The sequence below is a fragment of the Cypionkella sp. genome, assembly GCF_034376685.1.
In the GTDB taxonomy this organism is placed as follows: Bacteria; Pseudomonadota; Alphaproteobacteria; order Rhodobacterales; family Rhodobacteraceae; genus Cypionkella.
In genome coordinates, this window is sequence record NZ_JAXMJJ010000072.1 from 56,511 (window position 1) to 80,868 (window position 24,358).

22 protein-coding genes are annotated in these 24,358 nt (G+C 61.7%); 12 read left to right on the forward strand and 10 right to left on the reverse strand.

Annotated elements, in window-relative coordinates:
* Nucleotides 1–122: 122 nt before the first annotated feature.
* The 7 genes from chvE (at nucleotide 123) to U1A24_RS13755 (ending at nucleotide 9,201) form a co-directional block, all read left to right on the forward strand.
* Nucleotides 123–1,199 carry a multiple monosaccharide ABC transporter substrate-binding protein gene (gene chvE, locus U1A24_RS13725; protein WP_322322537.1) on the forward strand — a complete coding sequence of 359 codons (1,077 nt, stop codon included), beginning with the start codon at nucleotides 123–125 and terminating at the stop codon, nucleotides 1,197–1,199.
* 52 nt (nucleotides 1,200–1,251) lie between these two features.
* Complete coding sequence (gene mmsA, locus U1A24_RS13730; protein ID WP_322322538.1) at nucleotides 1,252–2,781, forward strand: multiple monosaccharide ABC transporter ATP-binding protein; 1,530 nt, start codon at nucleotides 1,252–1,254, stop codon at nucleotides 2,779–2,781.
* Nucleotides 2,781–3,956: a multiple monosaccharide ABC transporter permease gene (gene mmsB, locus U1A24_RS13735; protein ID WP_322322539.1), complete on the forward strand. Its 1,176-nt coding sequence runs from the start codon at nucleotides 2,781–2,783 to the stop codon at nucleotides 3,954–3,956. The genes mmsA and mmsB overlap by 1 nt, the downstream gene beginning before the upstream one ends.
* Before the next feature lie 12 nt (nucleotides 3,957–3,968).
* Nucleotides 3,969–4,961, forward strand: a complete 993-nt coding sequence (gene araD1, locus U1A24_RS13740) for an AraD1 family protein (RefSeq protein WP_322322540.1) — start codon at nucleotides 3,969–3,971, stop codon at nucleotides 4,959–4,961.
* Nucleotides 4,962–4,968: 7 nt separating this feature from the next.
* The gene (gene araD, locus U1A24_RS13745; RefSeq protein WP_322322541.1) at nucleotides 4,969–6,711 is read left to right on the forward strand and encodes an L-arabinonate dehydratase; all 1,743 of its coding nucleotides are present in this window, start codon (nucleotides 4,969–4,971) and stop codon (nucleotides 6,709–6,711) included.
* Entirely contained in the window at nucleotides 6,711–7,622 is a 912-nt protein-coding gene (locus U1A24_RS13750) for a Gfo/Idh/MocA family oxidoreductase (protein WP_322322542.1), read from the forward strand. Before araD ends, U1A24_RS13750 begins: the two co-directional genes overlap by 1 nt.
* A 73-nt stretch (nucleotides 7,623–7,695) precedes the next feature.
* A complete protein-coding gene (locus U1A24_RS13755; protein ID WP_322322543.1) occupies nucleotides 7,696–9,201 on the forward strand; it encodes an aldehyde dehydrogenase (NADP(+)) in 1,506 nt (501 codons plus the stop codon).
* Nucleotides 9,202–9,309: 108 nt separating this feature from the next.
* Here U1A24_RS13755 and U1A24_RS13760 read toward each other — a convergent pair whose 3' ends face one another.
* Nucleotides 9,310–10,461, reverse strand: coding sequence for a fumarylacetoacetate hydrolase family protein (locus U1A24_RS13760; RefSeq protein WP_322322544.1), 1,152 nt, complete (start codon nucleotides 10,459–10,461; stop codon nucleotides 9,310–9,312).
* A gap of 60 nt (nucleotides 10,462–10,521) precedes the next feature.
* Nucleotides 10,522–11,883, reverse strand: coding sequence for a four-carbon acid sugar kinase family protein (locus U1A24_RS13765; RefSeq protein ID WP_322322545.1), 1,362 nt, complete (start codon nucleotides 11,881–11,883; stop codon nucleotides 10,522–10,524).
* Nucleotides 11,884–11,956: 73 nt separating this feature from the next.
* Between U1A24_RS13765 and U1A24_RS13770 the strand changes: the two genes are divergently transcribed.
* The gene (locus U1A24_RS13770) at nucleotides 11,957–12,784 is read left to right on the forward strand and encodes a phosphogluconate dehydrogenase C-terminal domain-containing protein (protein WP_322322546.1); all 828 of its coding nucleotides are present in this window, start codon (nucleotides 11,957–11,959) and stop codon (nucleotides 12,782–12,784) included.
* A 49-nt stretch (nucleotides 12,785–12,833) separates the two neighbouring features.
* Here U1A24_RS13770 and oiaX read toward each other — a convergent pair whose 3' ends face one another.
* Entirely contained in the window at nucleotides 12,834–14,081 is a 1,248-nt protein-coding gene (oiaX, locus tag U1A24_RS13775) for a 3-oxo-isoapionate-4-phosphate decarboxylase OiaX (protein WP_322322547.1), read from the reverse strand.
* A 100-nt stretch (nucleotides 14,082–14,181) separates the two neighbouring features.
* On the opposite strand from oiaX, the gene U1A24_RS13780 reads away from it, so the two are divergent.
* Genes U1A24_RS13780 through nanR form a run of 3 tightly spaced genes read left to right on the forward strand, consistent with a single transcriptional unit; the run spans nucleotide 14,182 to nucleotide 17,592 of the window.
* Nucleotides 14,182–15,201 carry a Gfo/Idh/MocA family oxidoreductase gene (locus U1A24_RS13780; protein ID WP_322322548.1) on the forward strand — a complete coding sequence of 340 codons (1,020 nt, stop codon included), beginning with the start codon at nucleotides 14,182–14,184 and terminating at the stop codon, nucleotides 15,199–15,201.
* A complete protein-coding gene (locus U1A24_RS13785) occupies nucleotides 15,198–16,835 on the forward strand; it encodes a hypothetical protein (protein ID WP_322322549.1) in 1,638 nt (545 codons plus the stop codon). The genes U1A24_RS13780 and U1A24_RS13785 overlap by 4 nt, the downstream gene beginning before the upstream one ends.
* A 52-nt stretch (nucleotides 16,836–16,887) precedes the next feature.
* The gene (nanR, locus tag U1A24_RS13790) at nucleotides 16,888–17,592 is read left to right on the forward strand and encodes a transcriptional regulator NanR (protein ID WP_322322550.1); all 705 of its coding nucleotides are present in this window, start codon (nucleotides 16,888–16,890) and stop codon (nucleotides 17,590–17,592) included.
* A gap of 126 nt (nucleotides 17,593–17,718) precedes the next feature.
* Here the strand turns inward: nanR and dhaL are convergent, their stop codons facing one another.
* From dhaL to U1A24_RS13815, 5 genes are all read right to left on the reverse strand, one after another.
* Nucleotides 17,719–18,318: a dihydroxyacetone kinase subunit DhaL gene (gene dhaL / locus U1A24_RS13795; protein WP_322322551.1), complete on the reverse strand. Its 600-nt coding sequence runs from the start codon at nucleotides 18,316–18,318 to the stop codon at nucleotides 17,719–17,721.
* A 3-nt stretch (nucleotides 18,319–18,321) separates the two neighbouring features.
* A complete protein-coding gene (locus U1A24_RS13800) occupies nucleotides 18,322–19,320 on the reverse strand; it encodes a dihydroxyacetone kinase subunit DhaK (RefSeq protein ID WP_322322552.1) in 999 nt (332 codons plus the stop codon).
* 105 nt (nucleotides 19,321–19,425) lie between these two features.
* Nucleotides 19,426–19,875 (reverse strand): RpiB/LacA/LacB family sugar-phosphate isomerase, encoded by a 450-nt coding sequence (locus U1A24_RS13805; RefSeq protein WP_322322553.1) that lies wholly within the window; start codon nucleotides 19,873–19,875, stop codon nucleotides 19,426–19,428.
* An 11-nt stretch (nucleotides 19,876–19,886) separates the two neighbouring features.
* Entirely contained in the window at nucleotides 19,887–20,642 is a 756-nt protein-coding gene (locus tag U1A24_RS13810) for a triose-phosphate isomerase (RefSeq protein ID WP_322322554.1), read from the reverse strand.
* A complete protein-coding gene (locus U1A24_RS13815) occupies nucleotides 20,639–21,409 on the reverse strand; it encodes a DeoR/GlpR family DNA-binding transcription regulator (RefSeq protein WP_322322555.1) in 771 nt (256 codons plus the stop codon). Before U1A24_RS13815 ends, U1A24_RS13810 begins: the two co-directional genes overlap by 4 nt.
* Before the next feature lie 153 nt (nucleotides 21,410–21,562).
* Between U1A24_RS13815 and fsa the strand changes: the two genes are divergently transcribed.
* Nucleotides 21,563–22,216 carry a fructose-6-phosphate aldolase gene (gene fsa, locus U1A24_RS13820; RefSeq protein ID WP_322322556.1) on the forward strand — a complete coding sequence of 218 codons (654 nt, stop codon included), beginning with the start codon at nucleotides 21,563–21,565 and terminating at the stop codon, nucleotides 22,214–22,216.
* Nucleotides 22,217–22,284: 68 nt separating this feature from the next.
* Here fsa and U1A24_RS13825 read toward each other — a convergent pair whose 3' ends face one another.
* Nucleotides 22,285–23,235 (reverse strand): sugar-binding transcriptional regulator, encoded by a 951-nt coding sequence (locus tag U1A24_RS13825; protein ID WP_322322557.1) that lies wholly within the window; start codon nucleotides 23,233–23,235, stop codon nucleotides 22,285–22,287.
* The gene (locus tag U1A24_RS13830) at nucleotides 23,232–24,353 is read right to left on the reverse strand and encodes an iron-containing alcohol dehydrogenase (RefSeq protein WP_322322558.1); all 1,122 of its coding nucleotides are present in this window, start codon (nucleotides 24,351–24,353) and stop codon (nucleotides 23,232–23,234) included. Before U1A24_RS13830 ends, U1A24_RS13825 begins: the two co-directional genes overlap by 4 nt.
* Nucleotides 24,354–24,358 lie beyond the last annotated feature (5 nt).

Sequence of the window (24,358 nt, forward strand, 5' to 3'; positions counted from 1 at the left end):
TATTATTTCATCATTTGACCGATATATTTAGCTGTTGCAAGAGTGCCGCACGGTCTCGGGAGGGCCTGCTCTGTCGATCCGTCGGGTTATCGCGGCCAACGTGCCGCTTGGGAGGATATAGAATGCAAGTTTCAAGAAGGGCGCTTTTGGCGCTGGGCGGCGCTGCGGCTGCAACGGGCGTGTTCGGTCTGCCAGCTTTCGCGCAAGACAAGGGCACCATCGGCATCGCCATGCCGACGCAATCTTCGGCGCGCTGGATTTCGGACGGCAAGTCGATGGTGGATCAGTTCACCGCAGCGGGCTACACCGCCGATCTGCAATATGCAGAAGACGACATTCCGAACCAGCTGGCACAGATCGAAAACATGATCACCAATGGCGTGAAAGCGCTGGTGATTGCGGCCATCGACGGCACCACTTTGTCGAACGCATTGGACGCCGCCAACAAGGCTGGCATCAAGATCATCGCGTATGACCGTCTGATCCGTGATTCCGGCTCGGTCGACTATTATGCGACGTTCGACAACTTCAAGGTTGGCGTGCAGCAGGCGACCACGTTGGTTGAGGGCCTGAAAGAGCGCTTTGGCGATGTGAAGCCGTGGAATGTCGAGTTGTTCGGCGGCAGCCCGGACGATAACAACGCGTTCTTCTTCTACAATGGCGCGATGTCGGTGTTGCAGCCGATGATCGACTCGGGCGAGATCGTGATTCCGTCGGGTCAGATGGGCATGGAAGTTGTCGGCACCCTGCGTTGGGATGGCGCTGTGGCTCAGGCCCGCATGGATAACCTGCTGTCGTCGAACTACGGCGACAAGGCTTTGCATGGCGCGCTGTCGCCTTACGATGGTCTGTCGATCGGTATCCTGTCGTCGGTCAAAGGCGTGGGCTATGGCTCGGGCGATCTGAAAATGCCGATCGTCACCGGTCAGGATTGCGAAGTGCCGTCAGTGAAGTCGATCATCGCGGGCGAGCAGTATTCCTCGATCTTCAAGGACACCCGCGAGCTGGCGAAAGTCACCGTCAAGATGGTGGACGCGGTGCTTTCGGGCGGCACGCCAGAGATCAACGACGAGAAAACCTATGACAATGGCGTCAAGGTTGTGCCGTCGTATCTGCTGGAAAGCCAGCCGGTGACTGCCGCCAACTACGAAGCTGTGCTGGTCACGTCGGGCTATTACACCGCTGACGAGCTGAAGTAAGTTATTTCCCGTGCCCGTCCATCTGGGCGGGCACGGGCTTTTGGAGGAAACCATGACAGCACTGTTGGAAATGCGGGGGATCAGCAAGGTCTTTCCGGGTGTTCGAGCGTTGGACAATGTGTCTTTGAGCGTTCAGCCGGGTGAGATCCATGCGATCTGCGGCGAGAATGGTGCGGGCAAATCGACGCTGATGAAGGTGCTGTCGGGGGTCTATCCGTTTGGCTCTTACGAGGGCGATATCATCTATGACGGCGAGACTTTGGCTTGCCGCAACATCCGCGACAGTGAAGCGCGCGGGATTATCATTATTCACCAGGAACTTGCGCTGGTGCCGCTGTTGTCGATTGCCGAGAACCTATTCTTAGGCAACGAGGTGGCGAAGAATGGCGTGATCAACTGGCCGGAGGCCTATCATCGCACTGAGGGGCTGTTGAAGAAAGTGGGCTTGCGGGAATTGCCGACCACCAAGGTGGAAAAGCTCGGCGTCGGCAAGCAACAGTTGATCGAGATCGCCAAGGCTTTGGCCAAGGATGTGCGGTTGTTGATCCTGGATGAGCCGACCGCGGCTTTACAGGAAAATGACAGCCAGAAGCTGCTGGACCTGATGCTGGAGCTGAAGGCGCAGGGGGTGACGCAGATCATCATCAGCCACAAGTTGAACGAGATTTCCCGAGTGGCGGATCGGATCACCGTGATCCGGGACGGCGCGTCGGTGTCCACGATGGACAAGCACGAGATCACCGAAGACCGCATCATCCGCGACATGGTGGGGCGCGATATGGCGCATCGTTATCCTGAGCGGGTGCTGAATGCGGGTGAGACGCTGATGGAGGTGAAGGGCTGGAACGTCTGGCACCCCGAGCAGGCGGATCGGCAGATCATCAAGGACGCATCCTTCACGGTGAAGAAGGGCGAGATTGTGGGCATTGCCGGGCTGATGGGCACCGGGCGCACCGAACTGGCGATGTCGATTTTCGGCAAGTCTTATGGGCAGGGCCATAAGGGTGAGATCAGGATGCACGGGCGGCCCGTCGATGTCTCGACCGTGCCGAAAGCGGTGAAGGCGGGGATTGCCTATGTCACCGAAGACCGCAAGGGGCTGGGGCTGATCCTGGAAGAACCCATTGTAAAGAATATCACTTTGGCCAATCTAGCGGGCGTGGCGATGCGCGGCGTGCTGGACAAGCGGCGTGAGACCCGCGTGGCCGAGGGCTATCGCAAGCAACTGGCGATCCGCACGCCGGGGGTGCAGCAGAAGGTGATGAACCTGTCGGGCGGCAATCAGCAAAAGGTGGTGCTGTCGAAATGGCTGTTCACCAACCCCGAAGTGCTGATCCTGGATGAACCGACGCGCGGCATCGACGTCGGCGCGAAGTTTGAGATTTACACCATCATGAAGGAATTGGCCGAACAGGGCCGCTCTATCGTGATGATCAGCTCGGAAATGCCCGAGCTGTTGGGCATGTGCGACCGCATCTATGTGATGAACGAGGGGCGGATTGTTGGGGAATTGGGCCGCGAAGAGGCCAGCCAAGAGAAGATCATGGCGATGATCCTGAAGGGCGAAGGGAAGGCTGCATAATGGCACAAGACAACAAATCCAGCTCGGCTTTGGGCGAACGGCTGCGCGAAAACGGCATGCTGCTGGCGCTGGTCGCCATTGTGGCGCTGTTCTCGATTTTGCTGGGCTATCAGGGCAAGACCTTCTTGCAGCCGCAAAACATCACCAACATCTTCTTGCAGAATGGCCATGTGATCATTCTGGCGCTGGGGATGCTTCTGGTGATCGTCTCTGGTCACATTGACCTGTCGGTGGGATCGGTTGCGGCGTTTACCGGGGCGGTTGCAGCCTATCTGACGGTGAAACTTGGCCTGCCGTTCTACATCGTCATTCCCGCCACGCTGGTGGTTGGCGGCTGTATTGGTGCGGTGCAGGGCTATTGGGTGGCGTATTGGCGGATCCCGTCGTTCATCGTGACGCTGGCGGGGATGATGGTGTTTCGCGGTGCGACGATGTGGATGCTCGGCGGGCAGAACATCGGGCCGTTTCCGAAAGAATTCCAAGCGATTTCAAGCGGTTTCCTGCCGGATCTGACCGGGATCAACTCGCCGCATGGCCTGACCGTCTTGCTTGTGGTGCTGGCGATTGGCGCGCAGTTCTGGCTGGGGTTCAGGGCGCGGGCGCGCGATGTCGAATTCGGGATCGAGCCGGAGCCGATGGCGCTTTTCGTCGGCCGCACCGCGCTGATTGCAGCCGCGACCGGGTTTGTCGGCTATCAGCTGGCCTATCTCAAAGGTCTGCCGAACGTGCTGGTGGTGCTGATCGTGCTGACCGTGCTCTATGCGTTTTTCACCGAAAACACCACGATGGGGCGGCGGATCTACGCGGTGGGCGGCAATGAGAAGGCGGCGAAACTGTCGGGTATCCGCTCGGATCGTCTGGTGTTTGCCTGCTTTGTCAACATGGGCGTGCTGGCGTCTTTGGCGGGCATGATGGTGACGGCGCGCTTGAACTCGGCCACCCCTAAAGCCGGTACCGGGTTTGAACTGGATGCGATTGCGTCGGTGTTCATCGGTGGGGCTTCGATGACCGGCGGGTCGGGCAAGATCGTCGGCGTGGTGATCGGGGCGCTGATCATGGGTGTGATGAACATGGGCATGTCGATCATGGGCATCGGCATTGATTATCAGCAGATGATCAAGGGCCTTGTGCTGCTGGCAGCCGTGGTGTTCGACGTTTACAATAAAGCGAAATAAGGCAGAAATATCATGCTGTTGTCTCAGATTAAGAACGCCGACGGATCCATCAGCGTGGTGGCGCGGGAAGGCTCGGAAGCGGCGATTGTGCGCGGCGCGGTCAGCACCTATGCGCTGGCGACCGAGGCTTTGGCGCAGGGCAAACCCTTGGCTGCGGTGATCGCAGCGCGGGGCTTGGGAGAAGCGGTGGATCTGGTGGCTTTGGCTGCTGCGGGGCGGCTGGCTTTGCCGATCACCCACCCGGATCTGACGCATATGCACCTGACCGGCACCGGGCTGACGCATCTGGGGTCGGCGGCAACGCGCGATGCGATGCACGCCAAGTTGGACGGCGCCGAGACGCTGACCGACAGCATGAAGATGTTCCAGATGGGGCTGGCCGATGGGCGGCCTGCGCCGGGGCAAGTCGGGGTGCAGCCGGAGTGGTTTTACAAGGGCAACGGGTATACGGCGGTGGCTCCGGGTGCGGCGCTGACCTCGCCGGGGTTTGCGCTGGATGGCGGGGAAGAGCCGGAACTGGCGGGGATTTATCTGATTGACGCCGATGGCACCCCGGCGCGGGTCGGCTGGGCCTTGGCGAATGAGTTTTCCGACCATGTCACCGAACGGATCAACTATCTGTTCCTGGCGCATTCGAAACTGCGCGAAGCTTCGTTCGGGCCGGAATTGCTGGTGGGTGATCTGCCAGCGGATGTGCGCGGCGCAAGCCGGATCTGGCGTGATGGCCGCGCGATTTTCGACAAGCCGTTCCTGTCGGGTGAGGCCAACATGTCGCATACCTTTGCGAACCTTGAACATCACCATTTCAAATATGCGCTGTTCCGCCAGCCCGGCGATCTGCATGTACATATGTTTGGCACCGCCACGCTGAGCTTTGCCGAAGGGCTGAACGTGCTGCCCGGCGATGTGTTTGAAATTCAGGTCGATGCGTTTGGTCTGCCGTTGCGTAACCCCTTGGCCGTGGCCCCTGCCCTGTCGGGTGCGGTGAGCGTCAAGCAACTCTGAGGATAACATGACCTTCAAACCCGCCACATGGCCCCGCAAACTGCGCTCGCAAACCTGGTTTGGCGGCACGTCAAAGGACAATATCTACCACCGTGGCTGGATGAAGAACCAAGGCTTCCCGCCGGATTTGTTCGATGGTCGGCCCGTTATTGGCATCCTGAACACATGGTCGGAATTGACACCTTGCAACGCGCATCTGCGCGATCTGGCAGAGCGGGTGAAGCATGGGATTTATGAAGCTGGGGGCTTTCCGGTTGAAGTTCCGGTTTTCAGCGCGTCGGAATCTGCCTTCCGCCCCACCGCGATGATGTTCCGCAACCTCGCCGCGATGGCGGTGGAAGAAGCCATGCGCGGCCAGCCGATGGATGGCTGCGTGCTGATGGTGGGCTGCGACAAGACCACGCCTTCTTTGCTGATGGCGGCGGCGTCTACGGATATTCCGTCAATCGTGGTGACAGGCGGGCCGATGCTGAACGGCTATTACAAGAATGAGCGGGTTGGATCGGGGACTCACCTTTGGAAGTTCTCCGAAGCCGTGAAGGCCGGGACGATGACCAAAGAGGAATTTGTCGACGCCGAAGCCTCGATGAGCCGCTCTCCGGGGTCGTGCAACACGATGGGGACGGCGTCGACGATGGCCTCGATGGCGGAAGCCTTGGGCATGGCGTTGTCGGGCAATGCGGCTATTCCGGCGGTGGACAGTCGGCGTCGGGTGATGGCGCAGATTACCGGGCGGCGGATTGTGCAGATGGTGAAGGATGATTTGAAGCCGTCGGATATTCTGAAGAAAGAAGCGTTTGAGAACGCCATTCGCACCAATGCGGCGATTGGGGGATCGACCAACGCCGTGATCCACCTGCTGGCGATCGCGGGCCGTGTCGGCATTGATCTGACGCTGGAAGATTGGGATCGCTGCGGCCGCGATGTGCCGACGATTGTGAACCTGATGCCGTCGGGCAAATATCTGATGGAGGAATTCTTCTACGCGGGCGGTCTGCCCGTGGTGATCAAACGTCTCGGCGAGGCTGGTCTGCTGCACAAGGATGCGCTGACGGTGTCGGGGGAAACCGCGTGGGAGCAGGTCAAGGATGTGGTCAACCACAACGACGATGTGATCCTGCCTGCCGATAAAGCGCTGGCGCAATCGGGTGGCGTGGTGGTGGTGAAGGGCAATCTTGCGCCGAAGGGGGCTGTTCTGAAACCTTCAGCGGCAACGGCGGCTTTGCTGACCCACCGGGGCCGCGCCGTGGTGTTTGAGGATATCGACGACTACAAAGCCAAGATCAACGACGAGGATCTCGACATTGACGAGACCTGCATCATGGTGTTGAAAAACTGCGGGCCGAAAGGTTATCCGGGTATGGCAGAGGTCGGCAATATGGGCCTGCCGCCGAAGATCTTGCGCCGCGGCATCACCGATATGGTGCGGATTTCCGATGCGCGGATGTCGGGGACGGCCTATGGCACCGTGGTGCTGCACACCTCGCCGGAAGCGGCAGCGGGTGGGCCGTTGGCTGTGGTGCAGAACGGCGATTTCATCGAGTTGGACGTGCCGAACCGTCGGCTGCATCTGGATATCTCGGATGAGGAACTCGCGGCGCGGTTGGCGGCTTGGGTGCCGATCCATCCGTTGTATGAAAGCGGCTATGGCTGGCTGCATCAGCGCCATGTCGAGGGCGCAGATACCGGGGCCGATTTGGATTTCCTGAAAGGCGCGCGCGGCAATGCGGTGGGCAAGGATTCGCATTGATGAAGATCGCACTGGTTGGCATCGGCAAAATCGCCATTGATCAGCATGTTCCGGCGATTGCGGCCTCGCCGGATTGGGAACTGACCGCGACGGTCTCGCGCAAAGGTGCGGTTGAAGGCGTCGAGGCGTTTGACGATTTCGCGGCGTTTTTGGCGGCACGGCCGGGTGTGCCGGTGGTTTCGCTGTGCCTGCCGCCGGTGCCGCGGTTTGAGTATGCCGAGGCGGCCCTGCTGGCTGGACGCCATGTGATGCTGGAGAAGCCGCCGGGGGCAACCTTGGCGGAAGTTCATGCGTTGCAAGCCCTTGCGGCTTCCAAGGGGCTGACGCTTTATACCACATGGCACAGCCGGATGGCGCATGCGGTGGCTGCGGCGAAGGCTTGGTTGGCCGACAAGCGCATCCTGAAAGCCCATATCACCTGGCGCGAGGATGTGCGGAAATGGCATCCGGGGCAGGATTGGGTGTTCGAGCCCGGTGGCATGGGGGTGTTTGATCCCGGCATCAATGCGCTTTCGATCCTGACCGAAATCCTGCCCGCTCCGGTGCATCTGACCGCTGCCAGCCTGGAGTTTCCGTCCAATCGCCAGACCCCGATCGGGGCCAAACTGACCTTCTCGGGCCATGTCACCGCTGATTTCGACTGGCGGCAAACCGGGCCGCAAACCTGGGATATCGAGGTCGACACCGACCAAGGCCCGATGGCCCTGCGGATGGGCGGTAATGTGCTGGAAATCGGCGGCAAAGTCGCGGGCGGCGAGAATACCATCATGGGCGAATACCCCGCGCTGTACAAACGGATGGCGGAATTGGTGGCGCAGGGCGCATCCGAGGTTGATCTCGCGCCGATGGTGCATGTCGCCGACGCGCTGACTTTGGGCCGCCGCATTGAAACCGAGGCTTTCGACTTCTAATTTCACATTGGCTTAAATATTCCACGGGGGTCTGGGGGTGTGAAACCCCCAGCCTTCGATCAAGGAGACCATCATGCTAACAGGCAAACACCTTATCGCGGGCAACTGGGTTGCGGGCGATACGACCTTCCTGTCCACTCCGGCGACGGGCGAGGCTTTGGCCTTCGCCGTCGGCACGCCTGCGGATGTCGATGCGGCGGTGCAGGGCGCGGAAGCGGCTTATCCGTCGTATTCGGGCTTAAGCCGTGAGGCGCGGGCGGCTTTCCTCGACAAGATCGCCGAGGAAATTGACGCGCGCGGGGCCGAGATCACCGCGATTGGCACTTCGGAAACCGGGCTGCCAGCGGCGCGGCTGGAGGGGGAGCGCGGGCGCACCACCGGGCAGCTGCGGCTGTTCGCCAACCACATCCGCAAGGGGGAATATCTGGATCGCCGCTTTGATGCGGCGCAACCGGATCGCGCGCCTGCCCCCCGGCCCGAAATTCGCATGATGCAGGTGCCCGTGGGGCCGGTTGCGGTGTTTGGCGCGTCAAACTTCCCGTTGGCGTTTTCCACGGCGGGCGGCGATACCGCGAGCGCATTGGCGGCAGGCTGCCCGGTGGTGGTCAAAGGCCATTCGGCGCATCCGGGCACCGGCGAGATTATCGCCCAAGCCATCGATGCGGCAATCAAAGCGCATGGTTTGCATCCCGGCGTGTTTTCCTTGGTGCAAGGCGGTAACCGCGATGTCGGCGAGACTTTGGTGCAGCATCCCTTGATCAAGGCGGTCGGCTTCACCGGATCTTTGGGCGGCGGGCGGGCGTTGTTTGACCTCTGCGCGCGCAGGCCGGAACCGATCCCGTTCTTTGGTGAATTGGGTTCGGTGAACCCGATGTTCCTGCTGCCCGCTGCTGTGGCGGCACGGGGCGAGGCTTTGGCTGCAGGCTGGGCCGGATCTTTGACGATGGGGGCTGGTCAGTTTTGCACCAATCCCGGCATCGCGGTGGTGATCGACGGGCCCGAGACGCAGGCGTTCATTGATGCCGCCAAAGCTGGGCTGGCGAAGGTTGGCGCGCAGACAATGTTGACCGATGGTATCGCCTCGGCCTATCGCGCGGGCCGCGACCGGGTGGCGGCAAGTGCGGGCGTGCAGGCGGTGCTGACCTCGGTTTGCGACATGCGGCAGGCGACGCCCTATCTGTTCGAGGTTTCTGGCGCGGATTGGCTGGCCAATCATGCTTTGGGCGAGGAAGTGTTCGGGCCGTTGGGGCTGATCGTGCGGGTTGCCGATTTTGCCGAGATGCAGGCGGTGGCACAGGCGTTGCAGGGGCAGTTGACCTGCACGTTGCAGATTGATCCGGCGGATTATCCAGCCGCGCGGCTGCTTTTGCCGGTGCTGGAGCGCAAGGCGGGTCGGGTTCTCGCCAATGGCTTTCCGACTGGGGTGGAAGTGGTCGATGCGCAGGTGCATGGCGGGCCTTATCCGGCCTCGACCAATTTTGGCGCGACGAGCGTGGGCACGTTGTCGATCCGGCGCTGGCTGCGCCCGGTGGCGTTCCAGAACCTGCCCGCAGAGTTGTTTCCGGCAGATCTGGCCTGATTTCAACGGGTTGTCTGCCGCATTGATCGCCGGGGGTTTCACACCCCCGGAGCCCCCGTGGAATATTTTAGCCAATATGAAAGAAAATTTTAGTTAAATTCTAATGAGTTAGAGCAGATCTCGTTCTGCCAGATTGCGCATCAGGGCGCTGGTGCCGAAGCTCCATTCCGGGGCTTCGGTCGACAGACGCACCGTGTTGCGCAAGCTGCCGAGTTCGGGCGTGGAAATGGTCACAACGTCGCCGATGTGGTGGGTGAAGCCCTGCCCCGGCCCGTCGCGGTCTTGCACCGGCGAGAACATCGTGCCGCAGTAAAGCATGAAGCCATCGGGATATTGGTGATGGCGGCCCCGGGTTTGCGCGACCAGATCGGCGGGGTCGCGGCTGATCTGGCGCATCGACGAGGCGCCTGTAAGCTGAAAGCCATCCTCGCCGGTGACGATCAGGGTCAACTCAAGCGTGCGGACACTATCCAGAGTGAACGCATCGTCGAAGATGCGGATGAACGGACCAATGCTGGCGGCGGCGTTGTTGTCTTTCGCCTTGCCAAGCAGCAGGGCCGAGCGGCCTTCGACATCACGCAGGTTGACGTCATTGCCCAAGGTTGCGCCAACGATCTGGCCTTTGGAATTGACCGCCAGCACCACCTCGGGCTCGGGGTTGTTCCATTGGCTGATCGGGTGCAGGCCGACCGTGGCCCCGTAGCCGACGGCAGACATCGGTTGGGCCTTGGTGAACACCTCGGCATCGGGGCCAATGCCGACTTCGAGATATTGGCTCCACAGATTTTCGGCTTGCAGCAGGGCTTTGACTTCGGCGGCTTTCGCGGAGCCGGGGATCAGATCGCGCAGGCTGTTGCCGATTACATCCGTCACGCGGGCACGGATTTCAGCGGCGCGGGCGGGGTTTCCGGCGGCGCGTTCTTCGATCACCCGTTCGACCATCGAGCGGGCGAAGGTGACGCCGCACGCTTTGACGGCTTGCAGATCGTTCGGGGCCAAAAGGTGGGTTTGGCTTTGATCAGGTTCGATGGAGGCAGCGGCGATTTCGGACAGTGCCCCAATGTCTTCACCGTGGATACCAGCGATAAACCCGGCGATATCAGGGTGTTCCAGCGCATCGCGCATTGTGGGGACTGCGCGCGTGGTGATGTCGATGACGCGCGTATCGCGCAGGGTGACAAGGCTGGGGCCCAGCCCCGCACGCCAGACGCGGCCCAGCCAGAGGCCCGTTGGGAGGATGAGGTCTGTGATTTGCGACATGGCCTTCACCTTCTTTTGGATACTGCAAGAGTGCTGGATTTCGCGGGCGCTGTCGATAGTTCAGCGCGCACCGCCGCCTGCCCTAATCCAGCCGAAATAGTCCGCGCTGCCCATCTGGCCACCTTTGAGTGCCAGTTGCAGGCCATCATGCACGCCGTCGCCGTGAGCCATGAACAGCGCGGCGCCGGGGATGGTCGGGGCCAAGGCGCTAAGGGCGAACAGGCCCAACTGCCGCACGCCGTGGCCAGAGGTATCGCCGCCGGAGATCACCGCGCGGCGGATTTTCGAGGCGCGCAGGGTGGCGTCAAGCACGCGGCCAAGGCTTTCGCCGATGCGTTGATTGGCCGCTTCGGGCGGAATTTCGCTTTGCGCGAGGGTTGTGCGGAAGGCGGTGACGGCGGGATCCGTGGGGCCCGCGGCGGTCAGGATCAGCGGGCTTTGGCCTTGCGCGATCAGGGCGAGGGCGGCTTGAGCGGCCTCGGCTTCGGCGGCTTTGGGGTTGCTCAGCAGGGTTGCTGCATTCAGGCGGACAAGGCCGAAACCGTTTGCGGCGGACCATTCGATCTGCGCGGCGGTGGTCGGCGAGACCGACCCAGAGACGGCAATGATCTGGGCCACCTCCCCTGCGGAGGGGGTGGGGGATGCGGCAGGGACCAGGCCTTCGCGCTGCCAATGTTCGATAAGTGCATATTCAATGCCTTGAGAACCAATCAGAAGCCGCAGATTATCGCGATTCTGCCAGATCAGGCGACCTGCGGCGGCATCTGTCTCGGCTGTCATTGTATCAATGCTCAGCAGGCGGGCGGTTTGCAGCGCGCTGTCCAGGGCGGTTTGGGCTGTTTGTGGATCTGCCAAAGCCTCCAGATCCAACAGCGCCGAGGGCAGCGGGGTTTGTGTGGCGAGATGGCGCAGCACATCGGATTCGGCCATCGGCGTGACGGGGTGCTGCGCCATCACCGGATGACGATCAAGCCTGAACACCCCCTGCGGGGAGCCCGCGAACAAATGGCCAAAGGCCTGATAGCGGCGCATCCGGGGGGCGGCGGTCAGAACTGGGATGCCCTTGGAGGGGCAGGCTTGCAGGGCGAGGTCGATGGCGGTGCCGATATTGCCGGCATGGGCAGCGGAATCGAGGGTGGAGCAGATTTTATAATGCAGAAAGGGCGCGTTCAGCGCGGCCAAGAAGGCGAGCGGCGCGGGCATGTTTGCGGCCATCCAAGCCGGGCTGTGGCTGCGGGCGGTGGAGGCGATGCCCAAACCGCGCATGCCGGGAAAGCGGGCCAGTTGCGCGGGGGTCGGCGTATCGAAGAACAGCACAGAAGGCAGGCCTGCGAAGGTTAACGCCTCCATCACCGCCGCTGATCCGGTGAAATCATCGCCATACCACGTCATCAGCAGGCCGTTCGGCAGGGCTTCTTGCATTGTGCTTCCTTCGACTTGTCGCTATCACATTATCTCATCATACCAGTTGAGCAAGTGGCGAATGGAGAGAGCTATGACGAAGATTGCGCTGTTTGGGGCGGGCGGAAAGATGGGCGTGCGGCTGTCGCGCAATCTGGCGAAAACCGATTATGTGGTGGCACATGTTGAGGTATCGGAGGCGGGTCAGGCGCGGTTGAAAGAGGCGGTTGGTGCCGATTGCGTGGCCCCGGCTGTCGCGGTTCAGGGTGCCGATGTGGTGGTGCTGGCGGTGCCGGATACCGCGATTGGCAAGGTGGCGGGCATGGTGGTGCCGCTGGTGGCACCGGGGACGATTGTGATCTGTCTGGATGCGGCGGCCCCTTTTGCCGGGCATCTGCCACCGCGCGCGGACATCACCTATTTCGTCACCCACCCCTGCCATCCGCCGATCTTCAACGACGAGACCGACCCGGACGCCAAGCGCGATTTCTTTGGCGGGGTGGCGGCGAAGCAAGGTGTGGTGAACGCGCTGATGCAGGGGCCAGAGGCGCATTATGCGGTGGGCGAAGCGGTGGCCAAGGCGATTTTCGCCCCGGTTGTGCGCTCGCATCGCGTCACGGTGGAACAGATGGCGATGCTGGAGCCGGGGTTGTCGGAAACCGTGGTGGCCTCGCTTCTGGTGGTGATGCGCGAGGCGATGGATGAATGTGTGGCGCGCGGGGTGCCGCAGGCCGCGGCGCGTGATTTCCTGTTGGGGCATATGAACATCCTTGCGGCGGTGATCTTTGACGAACAGCCGGGGGTGTTCTCGGACGCGTGCAACAAGGCGATCGAGTTCGGCAAGCCGATGCTGATGCGCGATGACTGGAAGAAAGTGTTTGAATGGGACGAGATTACCGCGTCTATTCAGCGGATTACCTGAGGTAGCTCATGTAAATTAGTGCCCCCTTCCGCAAGGTTGGGGGCGTTTTTCATTTCTGGCCGAATTTCTGCAGCGCCTGTGCCAGTTCCTTGTGATCCTTGGCATAATCGGCCAAGGCCACGCCCTGCACGGCTGCCTCCCACGCTTGGCGGATGGCCGCGACGCCAGAGGCGGCTCCGCCCGGATGGCCGTGGATGCCGCCGCCGCCGAGATACATCAGATCCGTGGTTTGCCCGGTTCTGGCATAGGTTTCAACGGCTTGTCCGCCCCACTGACCAGATCCTACCACCGGCAAGGGGCGATCTGCGGGGGTGAAAATTGGCGTCATGCAATCGTGGAACGAACGTACGAAACTATCGTCAGGTTCCCAATACTTTGCGGCTATGCCGTTGATCTGAAACTGATCTACCCCCAGCAAGCGCCAAATTTTCGCCCAAGCGGCGAATTCCATGCCCAAACCGGGATGGCGAGTCAGAATATCCCAGCCGTTGCGGTGGGCGTGCAGGCAGAGTTGCGAGCGTTTGCGCAGGAATGTCATGCCACCGTAGCCGACGGAGTTGATGTTAATCACCGCCGCGTTGCCACCGGCTTTGACCACAAGATCATGATTTTCCAGCATTTGATCGGGGTCGGCTGAGGAAATCCCCCACGCATACATCACCCGCTTTCCGGTGCGCTGTTCGTGGGCGTCGATCACCGGCATCACGGCAGCGATGCGGTCGGCTAAAGGGGAATAGCCGGGGCTCATCAGTTTTTCATCGTCTTTGATGAAATCAACGCCTGCTTCGCAGAGTTCTTTCACCATCAGCGCGGTTTCAGAAGGCGTCAGGCCCAAGGCGGGTTTGATGATCGAGCCAATGATCGGGCGGTTGTAAACATTGGTCAGTTTGCGCGAGCCGTCGATGCCGAATTGCGGGCCGGGATGGCGCGCAAACGCAGGCGGCAGGTCGAAATCCATCACCCGCACACCCGACAGGCCACGCACCGAATAGACGCCGCCGACAGTGATCGTCATCAGCGCAGCAATGTCGGTGCCGACGGCTTCCAGTGGGTAGCCGATCACCACATCGGCGCGGTGGAAGCTGTGGCCTTCGGTGGGGAAAGACGGCGTTTGCGTGTCGGGCAAAGCGGTGATCGACAGCACACGGGCGGCGCAGCGGGCTTTCACCGCCGCGGTTTCCCCCGGCAGATCGGTGAAGGTTCCGGTCGATTGATCCGAAGCGATTTTCGCCGCCAACGCCGCAATATCGCCCGGAGTTTCAAGGCGATAGGTGACTTTGATCAGATCATCGGACATCGGCGGCCTCCTCTTCAGGTATAGCTTGCATACTCATCATACCTGTTGAATTCAAGCGTCCTGCGTGGCAAGGTTTGCGCAGTTTGGAAGGAGCCTTGTTTTGCCACAACCCCTGATCGGTGCCGTGATCGGCTGCGGATTTTTCGCGCAAAATCAGCTACATGCCTGGGCGGACTTGCCGGGTGCGCGGATTGTGGCGCTGTGCGACCGCGATGCGGTGCGGCTGGCGGAAACTGCCGCGCGCTTTGACATTGCGCGGACCTATGCCGATGCGGAGGCGATGTTTGCCGCTGAACGCTTGGATTTTGTCGATATCGCCACAACGGTCGCCTCACATCGACCCTTGGTCGAGATGGCGGCGCGGGCGGGGGTGCATGTGATCTGCCAAAAGCCGTTTGCCGCGAACATGGCGGATGCGCGGGCGATGGTGGTTGCGGTCGAGGCCGCGGGCAAGACCCTAATGGTGCACGAGAATTTTCGCTGGCAATCGGCGGTGCGGCGGGTGATCGAGATTGTGCGGGCGGGCGAGCTCGGTGAGGTATTCTTTGGCCGGGTCAGTTTTCGGTCGGGCTTTGATGTGTTCTCGGGCCAGCCCTATCTGGCCGAGGGCAAGCGCTTTATCATTGAGGATCTGGGCATCCATACCCTTGATATTGCACGGGCTTTGTTTGGTGATGTGGTGCGGATGGCGGCCACCACACGGCGGATCAATCCTGCGATCAAGGGCGAGGATGTGGCGACGATGCTGCTGTCGCATGGCTCGGGTGCCACAAGCGTGGTCGATTGCTCTTATGCCACCCAGCGCAGCCCCGAGACTTTCCCGGAAAGCCTGATTGAAATCGACGGCACCAAGGGCAGCTTGCGGTTGGATGCGGGCTATGGGCTGGTGTTGGCGGATCGGGTGGAGGATCTGTCGCCGCCGGTGTTGGCTTGGGCCAGCCGACCTTGGCACAATATTCAGGAAAGCGTGCTGATCATCCAGCGGCATTTTCTGGCGTGTATTGCGGCGGGAAGCCAACCGGAAACCTCGGGCAAGGATAATTTGCAGACCCTCGCCTTGGTCGAGGCCGCCTATCTTTCTGCGGCAGAGGGTCGGATGGTGGAGCTGGCGGCGCTATGAAGATCAGTCATGGCGCGCTGAGTTTCGACTACGAGGATGGCGCGCTGCGGCAGATCTGTTTGGGCGAGACCGAGGTGATCCGGGGCATCGCCTATCTGGTGCGGGATCGCGACTGGGGCACACTTGTGCCGCAGATCACCCGCGAACGCATTGAACCGACACAGATTTCCTACCAAGCGCGGTTTGAAAGCCAAGGCGCTGCGCTGGTGGTCGCCGTGGTGATCGACTTTGCCGACGGGCTGAGTTTCACCGCAAAGGCGCAGGCGGAGGGCGCGTTTGAGACCAATCGCGCGGGCTTTACCGTGTTGCATCCGATCACCGGGGTGGCGGGGGCCAAGGTCACGGTGGAACATTGCGATGGCAGCAGCCGCACCGCAGAGTTTCCACGGCTGATCGAGCCTTGGCAGCCGTTTCAAGACCTGCGTGCGCTGACGCATTGGCTGGGCGGCTGGCAAATCGCCTGCCGGATGGAGGGCGACGCCTTTGAGATGGAGGATCAGCGGCAATGGGGCGATGCCAGCTACAAGACCTATGTGCGGCCCTTGGCGCGGCCCTGGCCGTATCAGATCGCGGATCGCGCGCGGTTTGATCAAGCGGTTCGGCTGAGCTGGCAGGTGGCGGAGACGGTTGCGCCCCCCCTGCCCAGCACCTCTGCCTCGGGGGTTTTTCCGCAAACTGCGTTGGTGATCACCGCCGAAGAAGCACGGCGGGCGGTAGAGCGGCCGGGCGATCTGGAGCTGGTGAAACCGCAGCGGCTGCTGTGTCATTTCGATGCAACCCGGCATGGGTTGGCAGAATTGCGGGCGTTCTCGGTGCTGCAAGCGGTCTATGATGCCGCCTATGATCTGGAACTGATCGCGCGCTGCGACGGTGATCTGGATGCTGAATTCTCGGGCCATGCCAAGAACTTGGCCGCATCGGGGCTGCGAGTGGCTTCGATCATGGTCTGCCCCTCGGTGGATCGGCAATCGACCCCGCCGGGATCGGCATGGCCGCCCTGCCCGCCTTTGACCGATGTGTACAAAGCCGCCCGCAAAGCCTTTCCTGACGTGAGTTTGGGCGGTGGCATGGTCAGTTTCTTTCCCGAACTGAACCGCAAGCGGCCCCCGGTTGCGAGCTTGGATTTCGTCAGCCACGGCCTTTGCCCGATTGTGCATGATGCCAGCGACCATGCGGTGATCCAGACGCTGGAGTCTGTGCCGCATATCACCGCCTCGGCGCGCGCGTTCATCGGGGAAAGGCGGTATCGGCTGGGGCCAAGCACGCTTGCGATGCGGCAGAACCCTTACGGCGCGCGCACCATTCCGAACCCGGAGGGCGCGCGGCTGTGCATGACCGATGACGATCCGCGCCACCGGGGTGATTTTGGCGCGGCCTACACCGTGGGGCTGGCCGCTGCATTGGTGGGATCTGGGGTGCAGGTCTGGACTCCGGCAGGGCTTTACGGGCCGCGCGGTGTGATGGATTGGACGGGGCAGAGCTACCCGATCGCGCGGATTCTGGCCGAACTGACCGCACGGGCAGGCGCAGAAGTGGAGGCCGAGGTTGTGCCGCATGTTTTCGCGCGTTTAAGCTTTGCAGATGCCAAGATCACCACGAATCTGGCGAGTTATGTGCGGACAGAGCTTGCCTGAGCCCAAGCCTTGCGCCAAAGCCAAGGCAGGGGTCGGGCGAAGTGAGGGCGTGATGGTTTCAGACAAGATCACCCGGCGGAAGCTTTCGGATCAGGTGTTTGATCGGCTGCGGGCGATGATCCTGACCGGCGAGTTGGCAGCGGGCGCGGTGGTGCCCTCGGAACGCGCGCTGATGGCGCGCTTTGGCGTCGGCCGCCCTGCCGTGCGCGAGGCCTTGCAGCAAATGCATACGATGGGGCTGATCAGCATCGCCCACGGCGAGCGCAGCCGGGTCAAGCCGCTGAACGCGGGCGCTGTCCTGGGCCAGGTGGATGCGGTGGCGCAACTGCTGTTGTCGGCGGAACCGGGGGCTTTGGCGCATTTGAAAGAAGCGCGGCGATTGTTTGAATCCGGCATGGTGCGGATTGCCGCCGAAAAGGTGGTCGAGGCCGATCTCGTCGATCTGTCCGAGATCCTCGACCATCAGCGCGCTTGCCGCGGCGATGCCCGCGCATTCATCGCCGCCGATATGGCGTTTCACACCCGGATTGCGGCGATGACCGGCAATCCGATCATGTTGGCCGTGTCAGAGGCGATGCTGAAATGGCTGTTCCACTATCACGCCGCGCTGTTGCACTGGTCAGGCAAGGAAGAGGTGACGTTGCTGGAACATGCCCGCATTCTGGAGCGCATCGCGGCACAGGATGGCGCTGGCGCGGTGGCGGCGATGCAGGCGCATATCGCGCGCTCGGCAGATGTGATCGGGCATCACGGCTGAGATCGTGCGGGGCTTGGGGATTGCTCTTTTGGAAATACTCCCGCCGGAGGCTCCTTGGCCGATGTCGGATGCCTCCGGCGGGAGTATTTTCGCCAGAATGAAAAATTTTAGGCAAGTTTTAGCGGTCTAGCCGAGGGCCTTGGCGCATTCTTCGATGATCATGCAGGCGCTGACGGCGCCGGGGTCTTTGTGGCCCAAGCTGCGTTCGCCCAGCCGTGCGGCGCGGCCTAAACTGGCTTGCATCTCGGCGGTGGCATCAGCCCCGGTCTGGGCGGCTCGCAGGATTTCCGGCCAAGTTGCGCCGGATTTTGCGGCTTCGGCAGCGGGATGCCAGGCGTCGATCATAGTCTTTTGACCGGGTTCGGCTTTGCCGCGATGGGCGATGCCTTCGGCCATCGCACTGATCAGGGCCGGGGTTTCGCTGCGCGGCATGGCGGCGCGCGGGCCTGCGGCCTTGGCGGCGCGCATCAAAGCGGTGGCGTAGAGCGGGCCAGACGAGGCCCCGACGGCGTTCAGGAAGGCCTTTGCGGCGGCGTTGAATTGGTCTTGCAGGGTAGGTAAGCCGGGGACGGCTGCTGCGGCGGCTTGCATGCCTTGCTCCATCGCAATGCCGTGATCGGCATCTCCAATCAGTCCGTCCAGCGCACAGAGGGCGTCGCGCTCGGCGGTCATACGGGTGGCGAGGGCTTGGAACAGATGGGTGCAGGTTTCGGTTGTGAAATCCATTACTTAGCCCACCCGGAACATGGCGCAGTCGCAGGGGTGGTCGAGCATCTGGGTCAACTCGTCGTCAAGGTGCATCAGGGTGATTGAGGCTCCGGCCATTTCCATCGAGGTGCAATAGGGGCCGACGAGGGCGGAGTGAACGGTGAGATCAGCGGCGGCAAGGCGTTCGGCGACGCGGGCGTAAAGGATGTAGAGTTCCATCAGCGGGGTCGAGCCGAGCGAGTTCACCAGAACCGCAACTTTTGCACCCGCAGGGGCGGCCATTTCGGCGAGTATAGCATCCATGATCTCATCGGCCACGTCATTGGCGGGCTTCAGCGACCCGCGCCGGATACCGGGTTCGCCGTGGATGCCCATGCCGATTTCCATCTCCCCCGCTGGAAGGTCGAAGTTCAGCCGGCGGGTTTGTGGCAGCGAGCAGGCAGAAAGCGCCACGCCCATCGTATAGGTGCGGGCGTTGGCGTGGCGCGCAATGCGCTCCACCTCATCCAAAGGCAACATCTGATCGGCGGCGGCACCTGCGGCTTTGAAGATGAAGACATTTCCGGCGACCCCACGGCGTTTCGTTCGGTCAGGCGACGACGCGATATCGTCGGTGGTCAGCACAGTGCGGGCCTCGATGCCCTCCATCTCCAACAGCTCGCTGGCCATGTCGAAATTCATCACGTCACCGGCGTAGTTGCCATACATGAATAGCACCCCTGCCCCGCCGTGGGTCGCCAAGGCCGCATCCACGGCAGGCTGCGGTGGCGGGGAGGCGAAGACGTTTCCCACTGCTGCGGCATCGGCCAAGCCCTTGCCGACAAAGCCCAAAAACGTCGGCTCATGCCCTGATCCGCCGCCGATCACCAGCGCCACCTTGCCGGGGCGCGGACCGTGTTTGGCAACAATCGCACGCGGGGCGGCGAGGGTCAGATGGTTGGGATGGGCGGCCAGAACCCCCACCAGCATCTCATCCACCGCGCGGTTGCCATCGTTGATCAGCTTTTGTGTGGGTGCCATCTGCGCCTCCGGTTTGCGCCAGAATGGCGGCTCTGGGGGATTGAGACAAGCCCGGCTGAGGAGGAAGCCGGGCTTGCCCGCCTGCGGCTAAAACGCCGCCACAGGCTAGGAGTATTTCTTGTCCAACGCGTTGATCGCATCGACATTGCTGGCCGAGCGGCCTTGGGGATCGAAGGTTTCTTTCAGGAAGGCGTCGGCAATCGCCTTGGCAAGTTCCGAGCCGATCACCCGCGCGCCCATGGTGATGATTTGCGCGTTGTTCGACAAAGCCGCACGCTCGGCGGAATAGGTGTCATGCGTCAGGGCGGCGCGGATGCCCGGCACTTTGTTGGCGGCAATGCAGACGCCAATGCCGGTGCCGCAGACCAGAATAGCGCGGTCGTATTTGCCTTGCAGCACTTCGTTGGCCACCCGATCCGAAAGATTGGCGTAGAAGGCATCGGGGCCAGCCTCGGTGCGCGAAATCTCGGACACTTCATGCGTGGCTTTCAGGTGTTCAGCGAGGGTTTTGGCCAGGCCTTCGCCTGCACTGTCGCCCGCGATTGCAAGTTTCATTGGATTCTCCTTCACAAAGTTGCGGCGACGCGGGCGAGGATGTCGAGGTAGCCTGCGACATTCCAGGCCGAGCGGCCAATGAACAGCCCGTCGATATGCGGGCAGGCGATGAGTTCGGCGGCGTTGCCGGGGTTGACCGATCCGCCGTAGAGGCAGGGGATGCGGCGGTTCAGGATGGTTTCGGCGGTGGCGATGATCTCGGCTTGGCGGGCGTCGGCATAGTCGGATGTGGCCGGGATGCCGTTGGCGCCGATCGCCCAGACAGGTTCATAGGCGAGCAGGATTTGCTCGGATTTCTGGCTTTCCGACAACTTACCCAAAGCGCCTGCGACTTGGGCGGCGAGGGTTTCAGTGGCGCGACCGGCTTCGCGTTCAGCAAGGGTTTCGCCAATGCATATCAACGGGATAAGGCCATGCCGCACGGCGGCTTCGACCTTCAGGCCGACGGTTTCGTCGGTCTCATTAAAGAATTCGCGGCGTTCGGAATGGCCCAACTCGACGATATCCAGCCCGCAATCCTTCAGCATCGGGGCTGAGACTTCGCCCGTCCAAGCGCCATCCTCTGCCCAATGCATGTTCTGCGCGCCGACCTTTACCGATGTGTCGGCCAGCATGGCCTTCACCTCACGCACGGCGGTGAAGGGTGGGATCACAAAGCGTTGGATGTTTGGGTCGCCTTCACGCGGTAGGCCCTCGGCAAAGCTGCGTGCTTCGGCCAAAGTTTTATTCATTTTCCAACTGGTGCCGACCCAGACGTGTTTGCTCATGCGCGGTCTCCTGCGATGCGAAGCGCGATGCCTGCCCGGTCCAAAGCGACGCGGGCTTCGGGTTCGGGCTGGGCATCGGTGATGATGGTGTCGAACTCAGACAGATCGGCCAGCACATGCAAGGCTTGGCGGCCAAAGCGTTGGTGGTTGACCAGAAGACAGGTCTTGGCGGCGCTGGCGATCATCGCCCGTTTGGCGCGCACCGCGTTGTCATCCATGTGAAACGCGCGGGTGCCCTGCACGGCGGGGGCAGAAATGAAGGCTACATCGGCGTGCAGGCGGGTGAGGGTTTCTTCGGTCACCACACCAAAGAAGCCATTGAATTTATAGGAGTAAACTCCGCCCAAAGCGATGAGCGTGATGCCATGTTCCGCACGCAACGCGTCGATGATCGCGGCGTTGTTGGTGATCACCGTCAGCGGGCGCTTTGCCGGCAGCATCGCGCCCAAGACCGCTGCCATAGAGCCATCGTTGATCATCAGCGTCATGCCGGGCTCGATCAATTCCAGTGCTGCGCGGGCCATCCGGGCCTTGGCGGCCCCCTCTTGGCGGGCGCGAAAGCGGAAGTCGGATTCGAATTGGGTGCCGGATTCAATCGTCGCGCCACCGCGCATTTTGCGCAGCAGACCTTCGGATTCCAGATCATCCAGATCGCGGTGGATGGTCATTTTGGACACCGCAAAGCGTTCGGCCAGATCATCCAGATCGACCGCGTGCTGCTCTACCAGCAGATCCATAATCGCCTGTTTGCGATCTTCGCGCTTCACCAGATTCCCCCTGTTTGTGGTATTTTTTTAACATCCAAAATCACGAATGAAAAGTGATTTATGTGATTTTGAGATTTTTACTTGTGATAATTGTTGGATTCCTGTAGCTGTTAGCGCAAGCATATCCCATCGATTCCCGCAGAGGAGAACGTGATGAAATTCTTTGTCGACACCGCCGTTGTCAGTGAAATCGCCGAGTTGAACGACTATGGCCTGCTGGATGGCGTCACCACCAACCCCAGCCTGATCGCGAAATCTGGACGTGATTTCAAAGAGGTGATCGCAGAAATCTGCGCGCTGGTTGATGGCCCGGTCTCGGCTGAGGTGGCTTCGATGGACTATGACGGCATGGTGGCCGAGGGCGAGCATCTGGCGAAGATCGCGAAGAACGTCGTGATCAAGCTGCCGCTGACGCTGCCGGGGCTGAAAGCCTGCCGCTATTTCACGCAAAAAGGTATCAAAACTAATGTGACGTTGTGCTTCACCGCCAATCAGGCGTTGTTGGCGGCGAAAGCGGGCGCGACCTATATCTCGCCGTTTCTGGGCCGTTTGGACGATATCAACATTGACGGCATGGATCTGATCCGCGACATCCGCGAGATTTACGACAACTACGGCTTTGAAACGCAGATCCTTGCGGCCTCGATCCGCAGCGCCAACCACGTCAAGGAAGCAGCACTTGCGGGGGCCGATGTCGCGACGATTCCGCCGAGTGTTATCAAGGGCTTGGCCAATCATGTGCTGACCGATAAAGGGCTTGAGCAATTCGCCAAAGACTGGGCGGCCACCGGCCAAACCATTCTTTAAGACGGTTTGAGCCTGTAGCTCAAACCGTTTGGCGATGGCCGGGCTATCCGTGGTGGGTCGGCCCGGCCTCATTTCGCCAAAACCAGCGCGCGCGCAGTGGTCTCATCGGTGATCAGGCCTTTCAGGCGGCGGCTGGACAGCACGGCGCGGATTGCAGCGATCTTGTCCGGCCCACCCGCGACGGCAACGATCGGGTCGCCCGCTTCGGCAAAACTGACCGACAACGTCCGTGCCGTCAGCTGGGTTTGCAGGATGCGACCTTCGGCATCAAAGAAATGCCCCAACAACTCCCCCACCCCACCCGCGGACTGTATCGCCTTGATCTCTTTCGGCTCGATCATGCCCGAGGCCACCAGCTGCGCATCGACCTCAACCGTGCCGATGCCAACCAGTTTCAGACCTGCGGCATTCGCCATCGCGAACACTTCGGCCACGCCGCGCTGCGCCAACAGCACCTCACGGTCTTCGGCGGTATTGGCGAAAAACGGCACCGGCATGACATAGGCGCGCGCGCCGGTTTTCTCGGCAATGCGGTGCATCACGTCATGCGGATTGGCCGAGTAATTTCGGGTAAGCCCGCCCAACAGCGAGACAAATTTCAGATCCGGCGCCTCGATACGCGGCAAATACTGGACCATCGCGGCCAAGGTGCGGCCATGGCCAAGCCCGATCACCGGGGTCGCCGCCGCCTCGATCTGTCGGCGCAGAAAATCTGCCCCCGCCATGCCCAAGCTGCGGATCGGCAGGCCGATCTCATCGAGATCCGGGGCGACATCGCAGAAATCCAGGCCATAACGCGCGACAAGTTCGGTTTCCAACTCAACACATTCGACAATATCGCCGTCGATGCTAACTTTGACCGCCCCCTCGGCCACCGCGCGGGCGATCAGGCGGTGAGCTTTGACCGAGGCAATGCCCAGCCGCTTGGCAACGGCGGCTTGCGTCAGACCGCCGACGTAGTGCAACCAGGCCGCGCGGATCGCCAGCGATTGCTCGGGGTCCAGCGGGGCACGGCTCATGCGGTGGCCATCAGGATGGCAAGATCGGTTGCACTCAGCCGCACAGGATTGGCCTGCATCGAAGAGGATGTTGCCGCGGCCTCGGCGGCCTGATGCAGATGTTGCGGCGTGAAGCCCATCTGCGCAAGGCTGGGCAGGCCGTTCTGACGCGACCACTGCGTCAATGTGCAAATCGCCTTTTCCGGTTTGACGTCAAAGGCTTCTGCAATCCATCCAATTACCTGCCTGATACGGCTGGGGTCTGCGGCACGCTCGGCATTCATCGCTAGCCCTTTCGGCAACAGCGTGCCGCAGATCGCCCCATGCGGCGCGGCGATCAGCCCACCCAACGGCCCGGCAAGACCGTGGATCACCCCCAGCCCGGCATTGGCCAGCGCCAGCCCGCCACACAGGCTGACCCAAGCCATGTCATCGCGTGCGGCGGCATCTTCGCCCTGCATCAGACGGCGCAAAGCGCGCAGGCCCTGCGGGATCGCATCACGGCAAAGCGCGTCGGTCAGGCGGTTGGCGCGGGTGCAGATGTAGGGCTCGATCACTTGCGTGATGGCGTCGAGGCCCGAGGCAAGGGTGATGTTTTTCGGCGTATGATCGGTCAGCGCGGGGTCGATGATCGCGAGCGCGGGCAGCATGCGTTTGTCACGCAGAGAGACTTTGCGCTGATGCCCAGGCGCGCCGATCACCGCATTGCGGGTGACTTCCGCGCCGGTCCCGGCCGTGGTTGGGATCGCGATGAAGGGCAAAGGCGCGTGATCCAGCGGCAGAGATTTCCCAATGACCTCAAGATGATCCATCAAGGGGCGCGTGGCGGGCACCATCGCCGCCACGGCTTTTCCGGCGTCAATCACCGCCCCGCCGCCTAGGCTTACCACCACCTGCGCGCCTTTGGCGGCTTCGGTGGCGGCCTCGATCATCGCGATGTCCGGCTCGCCCTGCACGACAAAGCGTGTCACCTTGCAGCCCTGCCCTGCCAGCGCGTCGCCCAGCCAATCGGCGCGGGCGGGGCTGCCGTGCAGCAGGAAGACCGTGCCACCAAGCGCCTTTGCGCGCGCTGCCGCCTGCGCCGCCGTACCCCGTCCGAACAGAATTTCCGTGGCGGTTAGGAATGCGAATGCAGACATGGCAG